We start from the raw sequence: 21,847 nt of genomic DNA on the forward strand, positions 1-21,847 counted from the left end.
GGTTTAATCGCCCAACCCCGGTTCACGCGCCAGCAGCGCATCGACCGCATGGCGGCGCATCTTTTCCTTGTGCTCCTGTTCGCGCTCGTCGGCCGCCAGTGCCTTGTAAAGCGCCACACACAGGCCAACCATGATGAGCGCGAATGGCAGCGCGGCGACGATGGACAGCGTCTGCAGTGCCTTCAGTCCGCCGCTGAACAGCAGCACCAGTGCCATGGCGGCAATCACGCAGCCCCACAGCAGCTTGATCCACGCGGGCGGGTTGGCGCGACCCCGGGTGGACAGCATGCTGAGCACCAGATTGGCCGAATCGGCCGAGGTGACGAAGAAGCTGACGATCAGCAGCAGTGCCAGTACCGACAGCGTTTTTGCCAGCGGCAGTTGCGCCAGCATGGCAAACAAGGTGCGCGCGTAGTCCTGCGTCTGCACGCTCAGCAGGTCGACGCCGCCCAGCAGTTGCTGGTGAATTGCCATGCCACCAAAGGCAGAGAACCAGATGAAGCTGACCAGGCTGGGCGCCAGCAGCACGCCGACGATGAACTCGCGGATGGTGCGGCCCTTGGATACGCGCGCAATGAACAGCCCCACGAACGGCGCCCAGGTAATCCACCACGCCCAGTAGAACAGTGTCCAGTCCGCCACCCATGATCCCTTGCTGAACGGCGTCAGCCGCAGGCTCATATAGGACAGGTTGTCGATATAGCCGCCCAGCGTGGTGGTGAATGACTCGACGATGAACAAGGTGGGGCCGAAGGCAATCACGGCGGCAAGCAGCAACAGCGCGATGCCGATATTGAGGTTGGACAGCCACTTGATGCCGCGCCCCACGCCAGTGAGCGACGACAGCAGCGCCAGCCCCATGGCCACGACGATGATGGCGATGTGCAGCGCATCGCTGTCCGGCACACCCAGCGTATGCGTCAGCCCGCCGGCAATCTGCAAGGTGCCCAGCCCCAGCGAGGTGACCACGCCGCAGGCGGTGGCGATGACGGCCAGCACATCGACCAGCTTGCCGAACACGCCATCGACATGGTGCCCCAGCCACGGTCGGAAGGCTTCGGACACCAGTGCCGGCAGCTTGCGGTTGAAGCTGAAATAGCCAATCGCCAGCCCCATGATGCTGTAGATGGCCCATGGGTGCAGACCCCAGTGGAAGAAGGTGTAGCGCAGTGCCGTGCGCGCTGCATCGGCGCTTTGTGCCTCGCCAGACGGCGGGTTGGCAAAGTGCGCCAGCGGCTCGGCCGCGCCCCAGAACACCAGACCGATGCCCATGCCGGCAGAAAACAGCATGGCAAACCAGCTGGCGCGGCTGAATTCTGGTTCGGCGTCCGGCCCGCCCAGCCTGATCTTGCCGAAGCGGCCAAAGGCCAGATAAACCGCAAACAACAAAAAGCCGAACACGGCCAGCAGATAAAGCCAGCCAAAGCCGCCGATGGTGGCAGACAGCATGTGCTGGGTAATGGCGGTCATGCTGGCTGGTGCAAGTGCACCCCACAGCACGAAGCCCAGGGCAATGGCGAGGGACAGGGCAAAAACCATGCAAGCTCCTTTCTATGCGCAAGGCGTGATTTTAAGTGCTTGATCTGGCTGGTTTTTGTGTCAAGGGCAATATGGGCGTGTGAAGATTGCCCTTGGGCTGCCGGGTTCATTCCCCCGGCATGGGGCCGCTGTAGCCGGCGCGTGGGCGGATCAGCTTGCCGCTGTGGCGTTGCTCCAGCGCGTGTGCCAGCCAGCCCGCCCCACGCCCGGCGGTGAACAGCGCAAAGGCCGCGCCACGCGGCAGCTGCAGCGCGCGCCGCAATGCCACCAGCGCGAAATCAATGCTGGCGGCGTGGCCCGTCAGAGTATGAACAGCGTTGTATAGCTCGCTGGTGAAGTCATCAGCCGGCAGGTGTTGCAACAACAGTTGCGCGCGCGGGTCGCCATCCGGGTAGAGCGGGTGGCCGAAGCCTGGCAGCCCGTCGCCGCGATCAAGCCTGGCCCGCAGCGCTGCGTTCAGATCGGTTTGCGCGGCCAACTCATCCCACAGCGCTTCCACCTGCTCGGTCATGCCGCCATGCTGCGGGCCGCTCAGGGCGGCCAGCCCGCCCAGCACGGCTGCGCCCAGGCTGGCTTGTGTGGAGGCAATGCAGCGCGCGGTAAAGCTGGATGCGTTCAGCTCGTGGTCGGCAGACACCAGCAGCGCCATGCGCAGCAAGTCGGCACTGGCTGCATCTACTTGCCATGCCTGCGCCAGTTGCAGATGCAGTGGCGCGGCTTGCGGCAGCAGGCCCAGCAGGCTGGCGGTGAGCAAACGCAGCAAGGCCGCTGCCGCATGGCTGGCCGGCTGTTGCCAGTGTGCACTGTTGATGGCGGTCTGGCCGAGGGCAAAGCGGGCGATCACTTGCTCGGCCAGCGGCAGGCCAGCCGTTGCCACGCAACTGGCGTGCCAGTGTGCCGGCATGGCTGGTGCTGGGGCGGCGAACGGCTGCTCGTCGCCGCACTGCCACAGCAGCGTGGCCACGTTTTCCAGGCTGGCGTGTGGCAGTAGGGCGGCCAGTGGCTGCCCTCGGTAGTACAACTGGCCGCGCTCGATCAGCGTCAATCCTGATTCCAGCACCGGCAGTCCCCAATCCAGCGTGGATCTGGCCACGCTGCCCGGCTTGCGCCCGCGCGCCTTGTTGGCCAGCAGCCGTTCCACATCGCTGCGCTTGTAGCGGCTGCCGCGTCCGTCCGGCTTGCTTTCCGCCTCTACCAGGCCACGGCTCACATAGGCGTACAGCGTCTGTTTGCTGATGCCCAGCAGGCTGGCGGCTGTGTCGGCATCGACAAAGCGCTTCATGTCCATCTCCATGAATTCATATTGATTATTCTAATCAAGATTGACGATTTATTGCCGTGGGCCGTTCAATCACTGCTTGTCTACCAGTGCGTTGGGGCACCTATGGAACACGTCGATTTTGGCAAGACCGCAACAGACTACCGTCGCCATCGCGCCGGCTTTCCACCTGCGCTATTCGAGTTGCTGGCCGGCTGGGGGATCGGGCTGCCCGGCCAGCGCCTGCTCGATCTGGGCACCGGCACAGGCACTTTGGCACGCGGTTTTGCGCAGCGTGGTGCGCAGGTTGCCGGGCTGGATACCAGCGCCAACATGCTGACCCAGGCACGGCAGCTGGATGCGGAGGTGGGCGTAGCGGTTGATTATCTGCAAGGCACAGCAGAGGCCACCGGGCTGGCCGATGGCGCATTCGACATCATCAGCGCCGGCCAGTGCTGGCACTGGTTCCGCCGCGACGAGGCCGCGCATGAAGCATGGCGGCTGCTGCGCCCCGGCGGGCGTATCGTGCTGGCGCATTTCGACTGGCTGCCGCTGCCGGGCAATGTCGTTGCCACGACTGAATCGTTGATCCTGCAGCACAACCCGGCCTGGCGCGGTGCCGGCGGCACCGGCATCCATCCCGGCCATTTTGCCGATCTGGCGCAGGCCGGTTTCAGCGGGCTGCGTTCGGCCAGTTTCGACATGGCCGTACCCTACAGCCACGAGGGCTGGCGAGGCCGCATTCGCGCCAGTGCCGGTGTGGCCGCCAGCTTGCCAGCCGAGCAGGTTGCCGCTTTCGATGCCGAACTGGCGGCCATGCTGGCGCGTGATTTTCCGACTGAGCTGTTGCAGGTGCCGCATCGGGTGTTTGCGGTGATGGGGGTTAAATGCTGACGTAAAAATTGCGCTAAGCTGTGCGATCAGTATTGACCAGCCCCTTGATCTGCCATGCCCACACTCATCTTTACCCCGCGCTACAGCGAAGACTCGCAGCTGCTCTGGAAGGCCGCCAGCCAGCAGGGCTGGCATACCGAACGCTTGACCGGCTGGCGCGTGCCCGACCATCTGCAAGGGCGCAGCGATGCGGTGTTTTACGGCGAAGCCTTGTTCGGCCCCATGCTGGCTGAGCAACTGGGCCTTGATCTGCTGCAGCCGCCAGAGGACTGGCTGGTACCCCTGCCGCACGAATACCGCTTGCGCGACATCGCGTTGAGCACACTGGCCGAGGCGCGGCGCCTGACGGCGCGGGCCTTCATCAAGCCGCCCAACGACAAGAGCTTTCCTGCCGCGGTCTACGAGGGCGCGGGGCAGCCCGAGGGTTACGACGATGCCATGCCGGTGCTGGTGGCCGAGGTGGTGCAATGGCAGGCTGAATTTCGTTGCTTCGTGCTTGATCGTCAGGTGAAAGCGTATTCGCTGTATTCGCGGCTGGGTGAGCTGCAGCGCGAACAGGGCTTTGCCAGCACGCCGGACGAGCAGGCGCAGATGCTGGCATTTGCACAGACCCTGCTGGCAGACCCGCGCGTGGATTTGCCGCGCGCTACCGTAGTGGATATCGGCCTGATCGCCGGGCGCGGCTGGGCTTGTGTGGAGCAGAACGCGGCCTGGGGCGCCGGTATCTACGGGTGTGACCCGCAGTCCGTGTTGAACGTGCTGCAGCATGCTGCTGTGCCGGTATCGCACGCAACCGGCACTTGACGCGATATCAGATTGGCGACAGCATAAGCACCATGAACTGCGCCTACGCCATCACCATTACCACCACCACGACCGCTAGCGGCGGGCGTGGGGATGGCTGTTGAGCGCAAGCTGAATCCACCCTCAAGGCCCCGCCGGTAACGGACGGGGCCTTGTTGTTTCTCCGTCCCGCCCGGCACAACACGGAGAAACACCATGCCTCACCCGCTGCCACAACGCCCGGCGCTGCTGATCATCGACATGCAGGTTGGCCTCTATCACGGCCCGGAGCGCCCCCACGCGCGCGAGATCGTGCTGGGCAACATCAACCAGCTGATCGCACAAGCCCGCCTGGCACAAGCGCCCATTTTTGCCGTGCGCCACACCGGGCCGGATGGCTCGCCGATTGCCGCTGGCAGCCCCTACTGGCAGCTGACACCTGAGCTGGCGGTCGATCCGGCGCGCGATATCGTTTTCGACAAGACCCGCCCCAGCTGTTTTGCCGGCACTGCGCTGGCCGCACAACTGGCCGAGGCCGGTTGCGACGGCGTGGTGGTGGTCGGCATGAAAACGCAGTTCTGCATCGATACCACTTGCCGCGCCGCGAGCGAACTGGGCCTGGCCGTGGTGCTGGTGGCTGATGCCCATACCTGCATGGATACGCCGCAGCTCAAGGCTGAGGACATCATCGCGCATCACAACGTGACTTTGGCGGGGCCGTTTGCCAATGTGCTGACGACTGCGCAAGTCAGGTTTGTGCACGCGTGACGGTTGGGGCCGGTGCCCCCGGGAGCTTGTTATGCCCCGGGGTTGGTGCTGTGGATCAACCAGCATCAAGAATCCGGCTTTGCCGGGCTCTAGCCGAGATGGCCGCGCAACTGCGCCCCCCGATTTGCCTAAGGACCCGTGCAATCAGTATCGGTGAGTTTGCAAATTACAGAGGGGTGTAAGTTATTGATCTGATACAGGAGTAATTTTTCAAATTCTTTTTCTAATCCTTTCTAAGAAAGAAATTTTTCTGGATTGAAAACATTCTGTTCTGTATCATTTCTGCCATCCGCAAGCCTGAGATGCCCTTTGTTGCAACGTTTTCCGATGAGAATCAACAATCTGGATTTATTTCGTGGCCTGGCCGCCTGGCTGGTCGTACTGTTCCATTTGCATGGCGATACCGGGGCGTTGCTGCCGGGTTTGTCCGGCTTTGGCTGGATAGGCGTAGACATTTTCTTTGTCATCAGTGGTGCCGCCATTTCCAGCAGCGCATACCGCTTGTATGGGAAATATCAAGACCAATGGAAAGGCATTTACTGGCAGCACCGGATAAGGAGAATCTATCCGCTGTATATTCTTGCGGCACTGGTGTCGGCGTGGTATTTCGCTGGATACAGGGAGAGCGGACAGTGGGGTGAGGGCGCTTTCCAGCTGCTAAGCCACCTTTTGATGTTGCATGGTTTTTTCCCTTGGACATGGCAAGGCCTGCTTGGGCCGGCGTGGAGCCTTGCCATTGAATTCCAGTTTTATTTGCTGATGATGCTTGCATGGCCGTGGCTATCCAGACAACGCGCGGTTGTCGTAATGACCATTGCCCTGCTGGTGTCATCGCTGTGGCTTTGTTATTTCTGGCAAGTGGCCGTGCTCGAAAGCGAATCCCTGCGCTATTTCTATACTTCGCAATTGCCGGGCCGACTTTACGAATTTGCGTTTGGTTTCTTGCTGTTCAGAATCATGCTTGCGCTTGAGCACCGTCCCGCAGTCATGTTGTACCGGGCACGTTGGCTGCTGATGGGCATTGGCGCATTTTTGCTGATTGCGTGGTATTGCGGAGCTGCGTTGAATGATGTTTCCCGGGTTGGGCAAGTGGGGGCGTGGCTGCATCAGCATGGCGGCGAGCTAGGCACACGTATCGGCATCACCATCTGTATTTTCATGGTGTTGCTGGGGGCAGGGCTGTGCCGGGAAAGCCGCCTGCTCAAACCCTTGTACTGGTTTGGTACCATTTCTTACGGTATTTATCTATCTCATACCATGGTCATTCAAGCCTTGTTCAAGGCTGGCCTCCCGGCACTGCAAGTGATCTTCTGGAGCATTCCGCTGATCATCCTGATTGCTGCAGCAACCTATTACGGCGTGGAACGCCCCTTCCTGCGCGGGCGCCTCAAGCGTGAAGTGGTTTCTTCCGGCAAGGTTGCGGGCGAACTTGCCTTGCAGGGCCGCTAGTGTGTTGCAAGGCAAGCCAGTGCGCGAATGGTTGCGCTCTGTGTCAGCAGGAGAAACGCGTTGCCGGGTCAAACGCCGGCTGGCCGTCGACCCAGTTGCGCAAGCCCAGAATGCGTTCGCCCAGCGGCGATAGCTGCGCGCGCGGGTAGCGGGTTTGCTCCCAGTCGCGCGGGTCGCCAGGGAAGGCGTAGCCGTGCGCCGGTTCGCGCTTGTACCAGCTGCCGATGCGCCGTTCGCGCAGCTCGGTGTTGGCTTCGTCGGCGGGGCTGAACGAGATGTACTGCGCCAGCCGCACCTTGTCGGTCGAGGTATTGGGGCGGATGCCGTGGGCCAGCAGGCTGTTGAAGATCAGCAGCTCACCGGCCTTCATCGGAATGAAGCGCGGCTGCCACGGCACGTTGGCCAGATCGGGCTGCCACGGGTTGCGATCAGCCGGCGCGCTGGCGCGCCAGGCTTCGAGGTTTTCAAACAGCTCGGGAATACACTGAAAGCCGCCGCCTGCCTCGGTGGTATCGGACAGCGCCAGCACGCCTTGGACGTTGACTGGCAGCGGGGTGAGGCTGGTGTCGGCATCCCAGTGGATGAAACCGCCAAAGCGGCGCTGGCCCTGATTGGGCGGGTTGAGGTTGGCGCGGTCTATGGTTACCCATAGATCGGTGCGATCCCAGATATCGACGAAGGCATCGTAGATGCGCTGCTGCTGGCGGTTATCCCATAGCCGCTGGTTCTGGTACGCCTCGACCATGCCCGAGCCGTTCAGCTCTTTCATCTCGTGATCGCGTAGCTGAGGGCGGCTCCAGCTGGCCGGGTCGTGCGGGTCCAGTTGCTGGAACTCCCACAGGAAATCGGCGGTGCGCTGCACCTGCTCCGGGCTGATTGCATCCTTGATGATCACATAGCCATAGCGCTGCCAGTGCGCAAAATCGGCCTCGCTCAGCACGCGCAGCGGCAGCTGTTTGTGCAGCTGACGCAGTTGCTCTTGCTCGGTATAGGCCACGCTGGGGTTGCCGGGACGGGCATTGCCGTATTGGTAGCGATCATTCATGGGGTCAGGCTCCGGATTGGGTGGCGCGTTGCCACTGCTGTTGGGGTGTACGGCCATTCTCGCCACCGCCGGGCTGGCCGATTACGCCGGAACTGACGTCGATTGATACGATAGTGACGTTGATGTTTGATTGAAGGGTGAGAATTGAAGCCGCAATTCGAGCATGTCATCGTGCCTGGCGGCAGTTCGTGGGCCTTGCTGTGGCGCGAGCTGCCCAGCCTGCCTTTCGAGTGGCACTACCACCCGGAATTCGAGCTGACCCTGACCCTGAACGCGCGTGGCCAGCGCTATGTGGGCGATCACCTGGGCGAATTCGACGACGGTGATCTGGTGCTGGTGGGGCCCAACCTGCCGCATACCTGGTCGGCCGCCACGCCGCTGCACCCCGAACGGCCCATGCTGGCCGTGGTGGTGTGGTTCAGCCGCACCTGGCTGGATCGTTTGATTGAGGGCCTGCCCGAGCTGGCGGTGCTGCGGCCACTGACACAGCGCGCCGCCCATGCGCTGGCATTCTCCGCCCCGGTGGCAGCACAGGTGCGGCCCTTGCTGCTGGCGCTGCACGACGCGAATGCCGCGCAGCGCGTGCCGCTGCTGCTTGATGTGCTGGTGCAACTGGCGGCCGATACGCAGTCGCAGCTCCTGGCTGGCACGGCAGCATTGCCGCCGCAGGACGCCAGCCGCGACCGTCTGGCCCGTGTACTGGACGTGTTGCATCGGCGTTTTGCCGAATCACTGTCCGTGGCCGATCTGGCCGCACAGGCGGCCTTGTCGGTGGGCGCGTTCCACCGCTTTTTCAAACGCCACACCGGGCAGACGGTGCTGGCCTACCAGACGCAGCTACGCATCGGTCATGCTTGCCAGTTGTTGATTCAGACGCAGAAACCGGTAGGCGTGATTGCCGATGAGGCGGGCTGGCGCAACCTCGCGCATTTCAACCGCCAGTTTCTGGCCGCCAAGGGCTGCACGCCGTCCGGGTTCCGCGCCCGCTACACGCACTGATCGGTGCGGGCGACCGGTGTGCTGCGCTGGCCGCCAGTCATGCTTGTTGCCCAGCCACGGCATGCCGGTGCGCTTGCGTGCCGGGGTATTTCGGCGTCAAGATGATGCAAGTGCTTGTCGTGCTTTCCAGGAGGCGGTTGATGCAGGCTTTGCGCAAAGTGACCCGGACTTTTCCATCGGCCCGCATTCCGTCGCAGGCGGGCGGGCTGCCGGTCGAGGTGTCGCTGATTGCCCAGCTGGGCCACGGTGCCGGGGATCAGGTTTATCAGGGTGTAACAGCCAGGCAGCGACAGCATGCCGAATACGTGGATGAACTGGACGAGCCATCGGCGCGGCTGGGGGCAACCGATTTTGCCAAGGGGGATGCCACGGCGCTGTATAGCTTCTCGGTCGGCCCGAATGGGCACCCGTTTCATCGCCATGCCGGCCACCGCATGTTCACGGCGATCTCGGGTAGTGGCGGGGCGCAATTGCGCTTCAGCACCGCTTCGCCAACGCAGATCGCTGCCGATCCGCAGGCGTTTTTCGATGCGCTGCGCTTCATCAATATCCCGCCGGACAGTCTGTTCACGATACGTTTCGGTGGCGAAACCTGGCATCAGTTCGCACCACTGGCCGGCAACAGGCTGCACCCGGCCTTTTTCGCCCTTTCTTGCCATACCGACGAGCTGGGGGGCGATTTGTCGCCGGCGTTGCGCGCTCAGGTGCTGGCCGATGCGGCCAATATTCCGGCATTGACCGAGCTGTTGCCGCAAAGCGTGCTCGATTTGCTGCAGGCCGAGCCGCTGACCAGACGGCAGATACCGACGACGACGCTGGCGCTTGATGCGCCCCCCGGATCCTTGCACGCGCTGATGTGCCGATCGGTGCGCTGCGGCAGCGGGCTGGTGCGCGGCTTGCTGGGGCGCAGGCGGGATGCCCAGGGCTATCTGGCTGCACAACGTCGGGAATTGCAGGTGGACGAACTGAGCGATGCCCCCGCCGGTTCGCTGCTGCCGGAGCAACTGGCCGGGCAGGCCATTCATCACGAGGACACTTTTGCGCTGGTCCTGGCTGATCCTGCGCTGGCGCGCTTGGGTGCGCCGGCTTTGCTGAGTACCCTGCTCGATGGTTTTCTGGAGAACGCCCCGTCCGGCGTTTCGCGGTTAATGGCATTTCGCAATCTGCTGGTGCGACCGATGGGCTTGCGTACTTCGCCGCTGGGCTGCCCGGTTTCATCGCTGTTGTCGAACGATAGACGCTGTTTGTTCGACCAGCGTTTTCCGGTGCTGGCACAACAGATTGCCCCGGACCTGCAGCATGCTCAGGTCGTGCTGGGCGCCGATGACAAACATCTGCAATTCCGTTCCTGCGTAGGGGTGGACGTGCTCGATGGCGGGGAGGTGCGCTTTACGCTGGGCACGCGTGTGCATTGCAAAAATGGCTTCGGCCGTTTTTACATGGCAGTGATCGACCGCGTGCACCGTGGCTACATCACGCCCACCATGCTGCGCCAGGCTGTCCGTCATCTGCTTGCCGTGCGTGCGCCCGCAACGGCTGAGCTGCCTGAATGGGATGTCGTGCAGCCGCAAATGCAGCATTAGGGGTCTCGGGCATGCATCTGTCTCCGCTGCGCTTTGCCGTACCTGCCATGGTTGCCATGTTGCTGGCTGCCTGTCAGTCAGAGCCCTTGCCGGATCGTCACGCCAGCCCGGAGGCAGCCTTGCAGGCAGCGCGCGCGGCGCTTCATCAGCATGATCTGGCCGGCTACTTTGATGCACTGGCTGACGGTACGGTACGCGATCATCTGGCCAACGCGATCATGATTTGCACCATGACCAAATCGGTAGAAGGAATGACCGTGTTGCGGAATTCCGGCCATCCCCCATCGACAGGCTGCATCGAGATCGAGAAAAAATACGGCTGGCGCGATCCGGTGCCGGGTAATTCGCCGAGCGCATTCAGGCAGGCATTGCAGCAAGTCAAGCAACCGCGCGAATTTGTTACCGAGCTGGAGGGCAATCACCGCCGTACGGATTCGGGTACCAGCTTTGTCTGGGAATATCTCGATAACGTCAAATTGACGCGTGTCGAGATTCACGGCGGGCAAGCCAGCGCGCAAGCCTCATGGGGTGGCGAGACGCGTACGGTCTATTTCGAGCGGGATCAGACCGGTTGGCGTTTCAAGCCCCACGCCCTCGAAGAATAGCGCCGCTTAGCCTTGCTGCTGTTGATGCCACCAGGCACGCGCCTGTGCTGGCCAGTCGCGCAAGCGGCCTTCGTAATACCACAGCAGCCCGCACATGCCGTACAGCGCCAACGAGGCCGGGAAGTTGGCGCTGCGCATCAGGTCCAGCACTTTCGGGTCGCGCCAGTGCCAGTACAAGGCGTAGCCGCCATCGACCGATAGCCAGATCCACAGCAGCGCCAGCGGCCAGTGACGTCAGCGGCGCTCCACCAGCGCATGCAGGCTCCAGCCTGTGTTGAGGTATGAGCGGCTAAGAAAACCCAGTGAAACGGTGCTGGCAAGGCGTGCGAAATGCGGACAGTACAATACGTACGGCAAATGAGCAGAACGTGGCCAGCAGGGTTTTGTTAGCCGCTCCTGGTGGGAATGGCCATGATGAAGCATACCGGCACATCCCAGTCCGGCGCCGGGGTAAGGGTGACACCGACCAGCAGCAGCGCGAGGCCGATGGCAAAGGTGACCAGCTTCCACGGCCGGCGGTATTCGATCAGCAGTGGCTGCCAGCGCGACCTCATAGCAGGGCAGTGCCCACAAACGCGACGCTGATGGTCAGCGCCATGCCGGCCGAGATCACCTGCATGCGGCGCAGCAGCGCGCCGCGGTCGCGCGGTTTGGGCTGCGTGGCGTGGCACAGCAGCCCGTGCAGCAACAGCGCGGCGGAAATCAGTGCCGCCAGCGTGGGTGGGCCGAACAACAGACCCAGCGCTGGCATGCCGCAGCGCAGCTCATCTGCTGGCAGGCTGCGCAGCCAGTCGTGATAGCCCCACGCGTGCCAGCCAAACAATACCAGCGGTAGCAGATACCACAGCAGCGGCCACCAGCCGGTGCGGGAGGATGGATTTTGCATTCCGGAAAAGAAAAACGGCGACGGGTGTCTCAAGCTAGCGCAAAGCCAGCCTGAGCACCGGTCACCGTTGTGCCGTGATCGTAGTGATCAGACGCTGATTTTCTTCAGCTCGTCGAAATACGTCGGGAAGGTCTTGGCGGTGCAGCCCGGGTCGAGTATGCGTACCGGCGCAGCCAGCGATACCAGCGAGAAGCACATCGCCATGCGGTGGTCGTCATAGGTGCCGATGGCAGCATCCGGCGTGAAGCTGGCCGGCGGGGTGACCACCAGATAATCCTGGCCTTCTTCGACGGTGGCGCCGACCTTGCGCAGTTCGGTCGCCATGGCGGAGAGGCGGTCGGTTTCCTTCACGCGCCAGCTTTCGATGTTGCGCAAGGTGGTGGTGCCCTCGGCGAACAGCGCTGCCACGGCAATGGTCATGGCTGCATCGGGGATGTGGTTGAAGTCCATGTCGATGGCCTTGAGCTTGCCCGATGCCGGCATGCTGGCGGCAATCCAGTTGTCGCCGCGTTCGATCACTGCGCCCATGGCTTCCAGCGCCTCGGCAAAGCGCACGTCGCCCTGGATGCTCTGCTTGCCCACACCGGTGACTTTGACCGGTGCGGCAGCAGTAGCGCCGATGGCACCGGCCGCCAGGAAGTAGGAGGCTGACGAGGCATCGCCCTCGACAAAGATTTCGCCCGGGCTGGTGTAGGTCTGGCCGCCCGGAATGACGAACTCGCTCCAGCCGTTGCGCTGTACGGTGATGCCAAAGCGCTTGAGCAGGTTGAGGGTGATTTCGATATACGGCTTGGAGATCAGCTCGCCCACCACCTCAACGGTGAAGCTGCGGCCGGTGAGCGGCAGCGCCATCAGCAGGCCGGTGAGGAACTGGCTGGATACGTTGCCCTTCACTGCCACGCGGTCACCGGCGATCTGGCCCGGTTTGATCTGCAGCGGCGGGTAGCCTTCGACGCCCAGGTAGTCGATTTGCGCGCCAGCCTGGCGCAGCGCATCGACCAGATCGCCAATCGGGCGTTCGTGCATGCGGGCCACACCTTCCAGCTTGTAGGTGCCGCCGGCCAGTGCCAGTGCAGCGGTCAGCGGGCGGAAGGCGGTGCCGGCGTTGCCCAGGAACAGGTCGGCTGTCTTGACCGGGAAATCGCCGCCGCAGCCGTGCACGCGGAAGTCACGGCTGTCACCGATCTGCTCCCATTGCACGCCCAGCATGGCCAGTGCTTCCAGCATGCGTTGCGTGTCGTCCGAGGCCAGCAGGCCCTTCACCAGCGTTTCGCCACGGCTGAGCGCGGCCAGCAGCAGGGTGCGGTTGGAAATGCTCTTGGAGCCGGGCAGGTCAACGGTGCCGGCAACGCGGGAAATCGGGGAGAGGTCGAGGTATTCCATGGGCCGTGATCTCAGAGAGGGGCGTTGATGGTGGAGGGCCAGATGTCGGGGCGCAGGCGCGCAACGGCGGCGGCCACGCGCGGGGCATCGAGCTGGTTCAGGCAGTTCATGTGGCCGAGCGGGCAGCTGCGCTCGAAACAGGGGCTGCATTCCAGGTCGAGCGTGACGATCTCGGCCTGCGCCGACAGCGGCGGCGTGAATTCAGGGCTGCTGGAGCCATAAATGGCCGCCAGCGGCACTTGCAGCGCGGCGGCAACGTGCATCAGGCCCGAGTCATTGCAGACGGCGACGCTGGCAAAGCTCATCAGGTCGATGGCTTCGGCCAGCGTGGTCTGGCTGGCCAGATTCTGCACGCCGGGCGCCAGTGCGGCGATCTCGTCGGCGATTTCCTTGTCCTTGCCCGAGCCGAACAGCCACACCTGCAGGCCGCGCGACATGGCATCACGCGCGAACTCGGCAAAGTGTTGCGCCGGCCAGCGCTTGGCCGGGCCGTATTCGGCGCCTGGGCAGCAGGCCACGATGGGGCGGGCCAGGTTCAGGCCCAGCTTGTGCAAGGTGGCCTGGCGTTCTGCGCTGTTCACGCGCAGGCGCGGGTGCGGTATCGGGCGGGCCGGTGCTTCGCCTGCCACTTCGGCCAGCGCGGCAAAGCGCTCGACCATTTGCGGCAGCTCGGCCGGCTTGAGTACGCGCAGGTCGTTGACGAGGCCATAGCGCGCTTCGCCAGTCCAGCCGGTGCGCACCGGGATGCCGGCAAAGAACGGAATCAGCGCCGACTTGAGCGAATTGGGCAGCAGAATGGCCTGATCGTAACCGCGCTGCTTGAGCTGGCGTGCCAGCTTCCAGCGTGCGCCCAGCTTGAGCTGGCCGTGGCCGAAGGGGTTGTCGAACGACTCGCTGATCTCGGCCATGCGCGCATGCAGCGGGCGCGTCCATGCCGGCGCCAGCACATCGATCTGCGCGTCGGGGTGCAGCGCCTTCAGCCGCGCATACAACGGCTGGGCCATGATGGCGTCACCGACCCAGGCGGGGGCGACAATCAGGATTTTCTTCATGCGACTTCAAGTGCAAAGCGGCGCAGTGCGCCGCTTTGGGGTTGTGCGCCGGAACGGTTGGCAAAAGTCCGGTGGCAAGGCGTACGACGCGCAGGCAGTACAAGGCGTACGGCAAGCGAGTACAACGCAGTCAGCGGATTTTTGCCGTCCGATCAGTGGTGGCCTTTGATGACTTCGCCGGCCCGCAGCTTGTACAGCGTGCCACAGTACGGGCACAGGGCCTCGCCTTTCTTTTCGATCGGCAGGAACACGCGCGGGTGGCCGTTCCAGGCGATCTGGTCCGGCGTCGGGCAGTGCAGCGGCAGGTCGGCAGCGCCAACTTCGATCACGCGCTGGGTGTTTTCTTTTTGCACGGTCATTGCTTGCTCCTCAATCAGACCAGAGTCAGCCATTCAGCGCGCTTCTCATCGCGGCCTTGCACGATGTCGAAGTAACGCTTCTGGATTTCCGTCGTGATCGGGCCACGCGAACCAATGCCGATCGGGCGGTTGTCCAGCTCGCGGATCGGAGTGACTTCGGCTGCGGTGCCGGTGAAGAAGGCTTCGTCGGCGATATACACTTCATCGCGGGTGATGCGCTTCTCGATCACCTGCAGGCCCATTTCGGTGGCGATCTGGAACACGGTGTTGCGGGTGATACCGTCCAGGCACGAGGTCAGGTCCGGCGTGTAAATCTTGCCGCCACGGATCACGAAGATGTTTTCGCCCGAGCCTTCGGCCACATAGCCGTCCACGTCCAGCAGCAGGGCTTCGTCATAGCCGTCCTGCGCTGCTTCCTGGTGGGCCAGGATGGAGTTCATGTAGTTGCCGTTGGCCTTGGCCTTGCACATGGTGATGTTCACGTGGTGGCGGCTGAAGCTGGAGGTCTTGACGCGGATGCCGCGCTCCAGACCTTCCTTGCCCAGGTAAGCGCCCCACGGCCATGCCGCAACGATCACCTGCACATTGTTGGCCGGTGGTGCGATGCCGAGTTTTTCCGGGCCGTAGAACGCCATCGGGCGCAGGTAGCCGGCCAGGAGCTTGTTCTCGCGGATCACGGCCAGCTGGGCCGCGTTGATTTCTTCCTTGGAGAACGGCAGGTTCATGCCGAGAATCTTGGCCGAATTGAACAGGCGGTTGGTGTGATCCTGCAGGCGGAAAATGGCTGCGCCCTTGCTGGTTTCATACGCGCGCACGCCTTCGAACACGCCCATGCCGTAGTGCAGAGTATGGGTCAGTACGTGGGTGGTTGCTTCGCGCCAAGGCACGAGCTTGCCGTCGTACCAGATGACGCCATCGCGGTCGGCCATCGACATGGGAGTTCTCCTAGTTGAATTCGGTGTCGCAAAGCCTTCGATTGTAACGGAAAACCACGTCATTCATCCTGTCTTTCAGCGGAAAAACGCGCTGGGCGCCACGCCGAAGTGGCGGCGAAACATGGCGGTAAACGCACTCGGACTGTCGTAGCCGCAGTCCAGCGCCACATCGACGATTTTCATGCCACAGGCCAGTTTTTCCAGCGCCAGCAACAGCCTGGCTTGCTGACGCCACTGGCCGAAGCTCATGCCGGTGGCGCGGTTGAAACGGCGCTGCAAGGTGCGGGCGTCCACGCCCAGTTGTGCTGCCCAGTCGGCCACCGTTGCGGTTTCGTCCGGTGCGCTGGCCAGTTGCGCGCAGATGGCTTGCAGTTGCGGGTCGGCTGGCTGTGGCAGGTGCAGTGGCAGGGTGGGCAGCAGCAGGATTTCATCCAGCAGCAGACGGCTCAGACGGCTGGCGCGGCTGTTGGCCGGGTAGGGCGGCTCCAGCGTGGTGGCGGCCACGATCAGCTCGCGCATCAGCGCCGATACCGCCAGCACCGCGCACTGCTGTGGCAGGTCGGGCGCGGCATCGGGGCGGATGAACAGCGTGCGCATCTGCACGTGGCCGACCATGCGCACGTGGTGCTGCGTGCCCGCTGGCATCCACAGCGCGCGGCTGGGCGGCACCACCCAGCGGCCGGCGCTGGTCGTCACCAGCATCACACCCTGCACGGCATGGATGAGCTGCGCATGCGGGTGCTGGTGCCACGGTGTTTCGTGCTCGGGCAGGTAGTCCTGCGCCATGGCGACCACGGCTTCGCTGCTGTGGTGGTAGCTCAGATAGCGTGGCGGTTTGTCGAGCATGCAGTCTTTTTTGCGATGATTGTTGCCTGATTCTCGCAGGACGGGCGTGGGCGATGCAATTAGCATCGTTCGTGTTTGTTCAAGGAGGGATGTTCATGAATCAGGCAGACAGCGCCGCATTGGCGCGCGGCACGGCCGGCACCGGTTTTGGCGTATTGGGCGCCATCAGTGGCGCACATTTTCTCAACGACATGATTCAGTCGTTGATCCTGGCGATTTATCCATTGCTGAAGAGCAATTTCGCGCTGACTTTCACGCAGATCGGGCTGATTACTTTTACGTATCAGGTGACGGCCTCGCTGCTGCAGCCGCTGGTGGGTGCGTATACCGACAAACACCCGCAGCGCTATGCGCTGCCGTTCGGCATGGCGTGCAGTCTGTCCGGCCTGTTGTTGCTGGCCTTCGCACCCGGCTTCGGCTGGTTGTTGCTGGCGGCGGCGTTGATGGGCACGGGCTCGTCGATCTTCCACCCCGAGTCGTCACGTGTGGCGCGGCTGGCTTCGGGCGGGCGGCACGGGCTGGCGCAGTCGCTGTTCCAGGTGGGCGGCAATGCCGGTAGCGCCATGGGGCCGCTCTTGGCGGCGTGGATCATCATTCCGCATGGTCAGCACAGTGTGGCCTTGTTCGCACTGGCCGCGCTGCTGGGTATCGTGATCCTGTGGCAGATCGGCAGCTGGTATCAGCGCCAGCACCTGTCACGGCCGCGTGCCGCGCGGGCGGTGGTGGATAACGGCCTGTCGCGCCGGCAGGTGGGTGGCGCCATGCTGGTGCTGATGGCACTGGTGTTTTCCAAGTATTTTTACCTGACCAGCATCAGCAGCTATTTCACCTTTTACCTGATCCAGCGCTACCAGCTTTCGGTACAGGCGGCGCAGCTGCATCTGTTCGTGTTTCTGGCTGCGGTGGCGGCCGGCACCATACTCGGTGGGCCGATAGGCGACCGCATCGGTCGCAAGCGCGTGATCTGGTTTTCCATTCTGGGCGCTGCGCCATTTACGTTGCTGTTGCCGCATGTGGGGCTGGAATGGATAGGCGTGCTCACTTTCGTGATCGGCTTCATCCTCGCCTCGGCGTTTTCAGCGATTCTGGTTTACGCGCAGGAGCTGATGCCGGGTCGGGTGGGCATGGTGTCGGGCTTGTTCTTTGGTTTTGCCTTCGGCATGGGCGGCATTGGTGCCGGTGTGCTGGGGCATCTGGCCGACAGTCACGGCATCGAGTATGTCTACCGCCTGTGTGCGTGGCTGCCGCTGCTGGGCTTGCTGACGGCGCTGCTGCCAGAGATGCGCAAGCATCGCCAGGCCTGAGGAGCCCTTGCGAATGACCATGAAAAAAGCCCAGTCAGTGACTGGGCTTTTTAAAACTGGAGGCGCGAGCCGGAGTCGAACCGACCTACACGGATTTGCAATCCGGTGCATAACCGCTTTGCTATCGCGCCATCAAGAAAAATGGGAAAGTAATACTTTCCCATTTTATCTTTGGTAACTGGAGCGGGATAAGAGGCTCGAACTCTCGACCTATACCTTGGCAAGGTATCGCTCTACCAACTGAGCTAATCCCGCATACTGTATACAAATCACTGAAGGGATGGAGCGGGATAAGAGGCTCGAACTCTCGACCTATACCTTGGCAAGGTATCGCTCTACCAACTGAGCTAATCCCGCATCTGCTTCAGTGCTGCAACAGAGGAACGCATTATGGTTTCCCATCCGCCGTCTGTCAACACCAACCCACAAATAAATTGCAGAAATATGGCTAGAGGCTTGAACTAGCGTATAAAATCACAGTTGCCGATGCGGGCGTGGTGGGATGCACCGCGCAGGAAGATGGCTTCGGCAGTTGGGGTATTGCTGTTTGCAATCGATCACCCGCACGGGACAGCCCGGCGGATTTACATGGAAGGAACTGCCATGACCAAAAAAGTGGTGACACTGGCGCATTACTACTGCCAGCCCGAAATCCAGCAGATGGCCGACAAGGTCGGCGACAGTCTGGAACTCTCCCTCTATGCCAAGGAATGCGGCGCTGACACCATCGTGTTCGCCGGTGTGCGTTTCATGGCCGAAACCGCAAAAATTCTGAACCCGCAGGCTGAAGTGATCCTGCCGGATTCGCGCTCGACCTGTTCGCTGGTGACACAGACTGATGTGAATGCGCTCAAGGCATGGCGCGAGGCGCACCCGGATCACGTGCACGTGAGCTATATCAACAGCTCGGCCGAGCACAAGGCGCTGTCGGACTGGATCGTGACTAGTCGCAACGTCGACGACATCATTGCGCACATCTATGCCGAGGGTAAGCAGGTGATCTTCTCGCCCGACCGCAATATGGGCGCTTACCTCAACTTCCAGTACGACTACGGCATGCCGCTGTGGAGCGCCGTTTGCGAAGTGCACGACAAATTCAACCAGAGCGCGCTGGACGAGGCCTTTGCCAGCGTGCAGGGCGCCAAATACCTGATCGCCCATCCGGAAAGCCCGCTGCCGGTGCTGCAACAGGCCGACTATGTCGGCTCGACCTCGGGCATGCTGAACTGGGTGAAGAGCTATGCTGCCGAGCCGGACGCGGTGATCTTCGTCGCCACCGAAGACGGCATCCTCTACAACATGGGGCTGGCCCGTCCTGACCTCGATATCCGCCAGGCACCGATCTATGCCGGTTGCCAGTGCAACTCGTGCCCGTACATGAAGATGAACACCATCGAGGCGGTGAAACGTGCGCAGGCGGGCGAGGGTGTGCGCATCGATTACCTGAGCGATGCGCAGATGGAGGCGGCACGCCAACCGATCGAGCGGATGCTGGAGTTCTCCAAGCGTTATTACCAGTAACGGTGCAGTAAAAACGGGCGGTTTACCGCCCGTTTTCATGTGGAGTGCGCATGCAACGCTTTGATTATCTGGTTTTCATTGGTCGTTTTCAGCCGGTGCATCTCGGTCACCTCAAGGTGATTGAGGCGGCGCTGGCGCAGGCCGACAAACTGATCGTGATCTGCGGCTCGTCGCGGCAGGCAATCAGCCCGCGCAACCCGTTTACCCAGTCCGAGCGCGAGGCCATGCTGCGCGCGGCACTGCCGGCGGAATGGCAGGAGCGCGTGTTCGTCGTGGGCTGCTCGGACCGCATGTACAACGACCAGCAGTGGGTGACCGAGGTACAGAGCCTGGTCGACAAGGTGATCGCGGTGGATACCGCCAGCCTGGGCCATCGCGCGGCCGAGTTCAGCATCGGGCTGGTGGGCAGCAGCCGCAACCGCAACAACTACTACCTGCAGTTGTTTCCGCAGTGGCAGCGCGTCGAGGTGCCGGATGAGCCGGGCATCGACGCCGCGCAATTGCGCGATTGCTTTCTGAGCGACACCTGCAGCGATTTCGAGCACTGTGCCGACAAATTGCCGCCAGCGGTATTTGATTGGTTGATGCGCTTCAAGCAGGGCGAGGTCTATCCCTATGTGGTGGCCGAGCAGCGCTATTTGCAGGATTTCCGTCAGCGCTGGGCCGCCGCGCCCTATCCGCCCACCTTTGTGACAGTGGATGCAGTAGTGATCCACTCCGGCCATATCCTGCTGGTGCGGCGGCGCGGCATGCCGGGGCGCGGGCTGTGGGCGCTGCCGGGTGGTTTCGTCGAGCAGGACGAGCCGATCCGCGATGCGGTGATCCGAGAGCTGAAAGAGGAAACGCGCCTCAAGGTGCCGTCACCGGTGCTGGCCGGCTCGATCCGCGCCAACCGCGTGTTTGACCACCCGCAGCGTTCGCTGCGTGGCCGTACCATCACGCATGCTTTCCTGATCGAGCTGACGCCGACCGGTGACGGTCTGCCCAAGGTACGCGGCGGCGACGATGCCGACCGCGCCAGCTGGGTGCCGCTGTCCGAGTTCAGCCGCATGGAGGCGCAGCTGTTCGAGGACCACTTCTATATCGTGAACTGGTTTCTCGGCCAGATTTGACGGTGCCGCTGTCTGCCTAACTGCGGGTGCGTTCCACCGCCAGTTCTGGCGGATGCGCCAGCGTCTGGTAGACCACGCAATAACGCTTGGTCAGTTTGAGCAGGCTGGCCAGCTCTTCGTCGCTGGCATCGGTGTCGAGCTGGATGTGCAGGCGTATGCGTTGAAAGCCAACCGGCGCCGTCTTGTCCACGCCGAGCGTGCCACGAAAATCCAGATCGCCTTCGGCGCTGAGTAGCGCATCGCGCAGCACGATGCCCAGTGCGGTGGCGACGGCGCTCAAGGTAACGCCGGCGCAGGCCACCAGTGCTTCCAGCAGCATATTGCCCGAGCACGCCTGCATGCCGCTGCCGCCGGTGGCGGGGTGCAGCCCGGCTGCAACCATGGCTTTGGCGGTTTCCACATTGCAGCTGATGCCTTCGCCCAGCCGCCCCTCGGCGCGCAGCGTGAGCTGCGCTGCAGCGGGTTCGGTGCGGTAGCGTTCCTTCAGTGGTGTCTGGATGGCGCGCAGTTGTTCGCTTTGCATGGATATCTCGCACGACAGTGACGATGTCTCATCATGGCATGTGCAGGGCAATCTGCCGCGCCAAAGGCTGTTACGCCTTGGTCAACTGGCAGCAAAACTGTCTGGCCGGCTTGTGGCGCTACTTGCTCTCAAAGGTGCGCGGGGGTGTGCAGGCTTACCTGCGGCCGCCACCGCCACTGGTAGGCCAATGCGCAAACTTCCACTCGTCGTAGGTCTGCTTGTCGGCAAAGCCGACGTATTGCGTGGGGAAGTTGGCCTGCTTGAGCGGCTTGTCGCGCGATTTGCTGAACACGCCCATGAAGCCGCCACCTGGCGCGGCGATATAGCTCCAGTCCTCGCCGGTGATCGGGTCTTTGTACGGGCGGCGCAGATAGTGGCGCGGCGTGGGCGAGCGCGAATCCTGCACCAAGTCGTCGATGGACTTCGGGTACTGGCCGGGCATGGTTTTTTCTTCGTTGTAGCGCTTGATGGCAATGCGGATTTCGTCGCCATAGCGCAGCAGCTCGGCCTCGCGCGCACGCTGGCTGCGCGTTTGCCACACGTCACCCACCTCGGCGAGATAGATGGCCATCACCAGCACCATCATCAGCGCCCACAGGTAGGCAAAGCCGCCTTGCCGGCTAGTACGACTTGAACGGTTGCCCATCACTGCCGGTGCCATCGGCACCGCTCTTCACGTCGTATACACCCGCGCCGCCCTCGGGCGCGATGATCTGCCAGCTGTCGCGGCGGCTGGTGATCGGGTCCACCGGCACTTCGCGCAGGTAGTGGCGCTCAACCAGTTCCTGCAGGTTGCCCGGGTAATGGCCGGTATCGGCATAGAACTTGTCCACCGCATCGCGCATGGCGACCAGATTGTGCTTGAGCACGGTCTCGGCGGCGCGGTCGGTTTGCTGGAAATAACGCGGCACCACCAGCGTCAGCAGTGTGGCCATGATGGCCAGCACCACCAGCAGCTCGATCAGCGTGAAGCCGCGTTTGCGATTCAACTTGCGGAGCATGG

24 protein-coding genes and 3 tRNA genes are annotated in these 21,847 nt (G+C 62.7%); 10 read left to right on the plus strand and 17 right to left on the minus strand.

Features of this window, described 5'->3' with window-relative positions; translation table 11 throughout:
- Window positions 1–3: 3 nt before the first annotated feature.
- Together B9A19_RS00915 and B9A19_RS00920 are read right to left on the minus strand one after the other, a co-directional pair.
- Window positions 4–1,539, minus strand: a complete 1,536-nt coding sequence (locus B9A19_RS00915; RefSeq protein WP_084088654.1) for a BCCT family transporter — start codon at window positions 1,537–1,539, stop codon at window positions 4–6.
- Window positions 1,540–1,645: 106 nt separating this feature from the next.
- Window positions 1,646–2,821 carry a citrate synthase family protein gene (locus tag B9A19_RS00920; RefSeq protein WP_084088831.1) on the minus strand — a complete coding sequence of 392 codons (1,176 nt, stop codon included), beginning with the start codon at window positions 2,819–2,821 and terminating at the stop codon, window positions 1,646–1,648.
- A 102-nt stretch (window positions 2,822–2,923) separates the two neighbouring features.
- Between B9A19_RS00920 and B9A19_RS00925 the strand changes: the two genes are divergently transcribed.
- From B9A19_RS00925 to B9A19_RS00940, 4 genes are all read left to right on the plus strand, one after another.
- Complete coding sequence (locus B9A19_RS00925) at window positions 2,924–3,691, plus strand: class I SAM-dependent methyltransferase (protein ID WP_084088655.1); 768 nt, start codon at window positions 2,924–2,926, stop codon at window positions 3,689–3,691.
- Window positions 3,692–3,745: 54 nt separating this feature from the next.
- Window positions 3,746–4,495, plus strand: coding sequence for an ATP-grasp domain-containing protein (locus B9A19_RS00930; protein WP_084088656.1), 750 nt, complete (start codon window positions 3,746–3,748; stop codon window positions 4,493–4,495).
- Between the two features lie 195 nt (window positions 4,496–4,690).
- A complete protein-coding gene (locus tag B9A19_RS00935) occupies window positions 4,691–5,242 on the plus strand; it encodes a cysteine hydrolase family protein (RefSeq protein WP_084088657.1) in 552 nt (183 codons plus the stop codon).
- A 312-nt stretch (window positions 5,243–5,554) separates the two neighbouring features.
- Window positions 5,555–6,691 (plus strand): acyltransferase family protein, encoded by a 1,137-nt coding sequence (locus B9A19_RS00940; protein WP_139798575.1) that lies wholly within the window; start codon window positions 5,555–5,557, stop codon window positions 6,689–6,691.
- Window positions 6,692–6,734: 43 nt separating this feature from the next.
- Here B9A19_RS00940 and B9A19_RS00945 read toward each other — a convergent pair whose 3' ends face one another.
- Window positions 6,735–7,736 carry a phytanoyl-CoA dioxygenase family protein gene (locus tag B9A19_RS00945; protein WP_084088659.1) on the minus strand — a complete coding sequence of 334 codons (1,002 nt, stop codon included), beginning with the start codon at window positions 7,734–7,736 and terminating at the stop codon, window positions 6,735–6,737.
- Between the two features lie 144 nt (window positions 7,737–7,880).
- Between B9A19_RS00945 and B9A19_RS00950 the strand changes: the two genes are divergently transcribed.
- The 3 genes from B9A19_RS00950 to B9A19_RS00960 all read left to right on the plus strand — a co-directional run bounded on the left by B9A19_RS00950 (window position 7,881) and on the right by B9A19_RS00960 (window position 10,923).
- Window positions 7,881–8,735 carry a helix-turn-helix domain-containing protein gene (locus tag B9A19_RS00950; RefSeq protein ID WP_084088660.1) on the plus strand — a complete coding sequence of 285 codons (855 nt, stop codon included), beginning with the start codon at window positions 7,881–7,883 and terminating at the stop codon, window positions 8,733–8,735.
- Window positions 8,736–8,875: 140 nt separating this feature from the next.
- The gene (locus B9A19_RS00955; protein ID WP_084088661.1) at window positions 8,876–10,318 is read left to right on the plus strand and encodes a DUF2867 domain-containing protein; all 1,443 of its coding nucleotides are present in this window, start codon (window positions 8,876–8,878) and stop codon (window positions 10,316–10,318) included.
- 11 nt (window positions 10,319–10,329) lie between these two features.
- Window positions 10,330–10,923 (plus strand): hypothetical protein, encoded by a 594-nt coding sequence (locus B9A19_RS00960; RefSeq protein WP_084088662.1) that lies wholly within the window; start codon window positions 10,330–10,332, stop codon window positions 10,921–10,923.
- 6 nt (window positions 10,924–10,929) lie between these two features.
- On the opposite strand, the gene B9A19_RS22400 is transcribed toward B9A19_RS00960, so the two are convergent.
- The 8 genes from B9A19_RS22400 to B9A19_RS00990 form a co-directional block, all read right to left on the minus strand.
- Window positions 10,930–11,100 carry a hypothetical protein gene (locus tag B9A19_RS22400; protein WP_176216722.1) on the minus strand — a complete coding sequence of 57 codons (171 nt, stop codon included), beginning with the start codon at window positions 11,098–11,100 and terminating at the stop codon, window positions 10,930–10,932.
- Between the two features lie 209 nt (window positions 11,101–11,309).
- A complete protein-coding gene (locus B9A19_RS22405) occupies window positions 11,310–11,477 on the minus strand; it encodes a hypothetical protein (protein WP_176216723.1) in 168 nt (55 codons plus the stop codon).
- On the minus strand, window positions 11,474–11,809 hold the full coding sequence (locus tag B9A19_RS00965; protein WP_084088663.1) for a hypothetical protein: 336 nt from the start codon (window positions 11,807–11,809) through the stop codon (window positions 11,474–11,476). The genes B9A19_RS22405 and B9A19_RS00965 overlap by 4 nt, the downstream gene beginning before the upstream one ends.
- Before the next feature lie 87 nt (window positions 11,810–11,896).
- Complete coding sequence (gene aroA / locus B9A19_RS00970) at window positions 11,897–13,192, minus strand: 3-phosphoshikimate 1-carboxyvinyltransferase (protein WP_084088664.1); 1,296 nt, start codon at window positions 13,190–13,192, stop codon at window positions 11,897–11,899.
- Between the two features lie 11 nt (window positions 13,193–13,203).
- On the minus strand, window positions 13,204–14,244 hold the full coding sequence (gene waaF / locus B9A19_RS00975; protein ID WP_084088665.1) for a lipopolysaccharide heptosyltransferase II: 1,041 nt from the start codon (window positions 14,242–14,244) through the stop codon (window positions 13,204–13,206).
- 152 nt (window positions 14,245–14,396) lie between these two features.
- Window positions 14,397–14,603: a zinc-finger domain-containing protein gene (locus tag B9A19_RS00980; RefSeq protein ID WP_084088666.1), complete on the minus strand. Its 207-nt coding sequence runs from the start codon at window positions 14,601–14,603 to the stop codon at window positions 14,397–14,399.
- Between the two features lie 14 nt (window positions 14,604–14,617).
- On the minus strand, window positions 14,618–15,538 hold the full coding sequence (locus tag B9A19_RS00985) for a branched-chain amino acid transaminase (RefSeq protein WP_084088667.1): 921 nt from the start codon (window positions 15,536–15,538) through the stop codon (window positions 14,618–14,620).
- 75 nt (window positions 15,539–15,613) lie between these two features.
- Window positions 15,614–16,384 (minus strand): AraC family transcriptional regulator, encoded by a 771-nt coding sequence (locus B9A19_RS00990; RefSeq protein ID WP_084088668.1) that lies wholly within the window; start codon window positions 16,382–16,384, stop codon window positions 15,614–15,616.
- A 95-nt stretch (window positions 16,385–16,479) separates the two neighbouring features.
- Here B9A19_RS00990 and B9A19_RS00995 point away from each other — a divergent pair, with 95 nt between their 5' ends.
- Entirely contained in the window at window positions 16,480–17,688 is a 1,209-nt protein-coding gene (locus B9A19_RS00995) for an MFS transporter (RefSeq protein WP_245804231.1), read from the plus strand.
- A gap of 57 nt (window positions 17,689–17,745) precedes the next feature.
- Here the strand turns inward: B9A19_RS00995 and B9A19_RS01000 are convergent.
- The 3 genes from B9A19_RS01000 to B9A19_RS01010 form a co-directional block, all read right to left on the minus strand.
- Window positions 17,746–17,819: transfer RNA gene (locus B9A19_RS01000), tRNA-Cys, on the minus strand.
- A gap of 48 nt (window positions 17,820–17,867) precedes the next feature.
- Window positions 17,868–17,943, minus strand: a tRNA-Gly gene (locus B9A19_RS01005).
- Between the two features lie 26 nt (window positions 17,944–17,969).
- Window positions 17,970–18,045, minus strand: a tRNA-Gly gene (locus tag B9A19_RS01010).
- A gap of 246 nt (window positions 18,046–18,291) precedes the next feature.
- Between B9A19_RS01010 and nadA the strand changes: the two genes are divergently transcribed.
- The gene (nadA, locus tag B9A19_RS01015; protein ID WP_084088670.1) at window positions 18,292–19,209 is read left to right on the plus strand and encodes a quinolinate synthase NadA; all 918 of its coding nucleotides are present in this window, start codon (window positions 18,292–18,294) and stop codon (window positions 19,207–19,209) included.
- Between the two features lie 50 nt (window positions 19,210–19,259).
- The gene (locus tag B9A19_RS01020; protein WP_084088671.1) at window positions 19,260–20,321 is read left to right on the plus strand and encodes a bifunctional nicotinamide-nucleotide adenylyltransferase/Nudix hydroxylase; all 1,062 of its coding nucleotides are present in this window, start codon (window positions 19,260–19,262) and stop codon (window positions 20,319–20,321) included.
- A 16-nt stretch (window positions 20,322–20,337) separates the two neighbouring features.
- Here B9A19_RS01020 and B9A19_RS01025 read toward each other — a convergent pair whose 3' ends face one another.
- The 3 genes from B9A19_RS01025 to B9A19_RS01035 form a co-directional block, all read right to left on the minus strand.
- Window positions 20,338–20,844, minus strand: a complete 507-nt coding sequence (locus B9A19_RS01025; RefSeq protein ID WP_084088672.1) for an OsmC family protein — start codon at window positions 20,842–20,844, stop codon at window positions 20,338–20,340.
- Between the two features lie 154 nt (window positions 20,845–20,998).
- Window positions 20,999–21,490 carry a type II secretion system protein gene (locus B9A19_RS01030; protein WP_084088673.1) on the minus strand — a complete coding sequence of 164 codons (492 nt, stop codon included), beginning with the start codon at window positions 21,488–21,490 and terminating at the stop codon, window positions 20,999–21,001.
- Window positions 21,465–21,845, minus strand: a complete 381-nt coding sequence (locus tag B9A19_RS01035; RefSeq protein ID WP_217806939.1) for a type II secretion system protein — start codon at window positions 21,843–21,845, stop codon at window positions 21,465–21,467. Before B9A19_RS01035 ends, B9A19_RS01030 begins: the two co-directional genes overlap by 26 nt.
- Between the last annotated feature and the right edge of the window lie 2 nt (window positions 21,846–21,847).

The sequence above is a fragment of the Andreprevotia lacus DSM 23236 genome, assembly GCF_900176275.1.
GTDB classification, from domain to species: domain Bacteria; phylum Pseudomonadota; class Gammaproteobacteria; order Burkholderiales; family Chitinibacteraceae; genus Andreprevotia; species Andreprevotia lacus.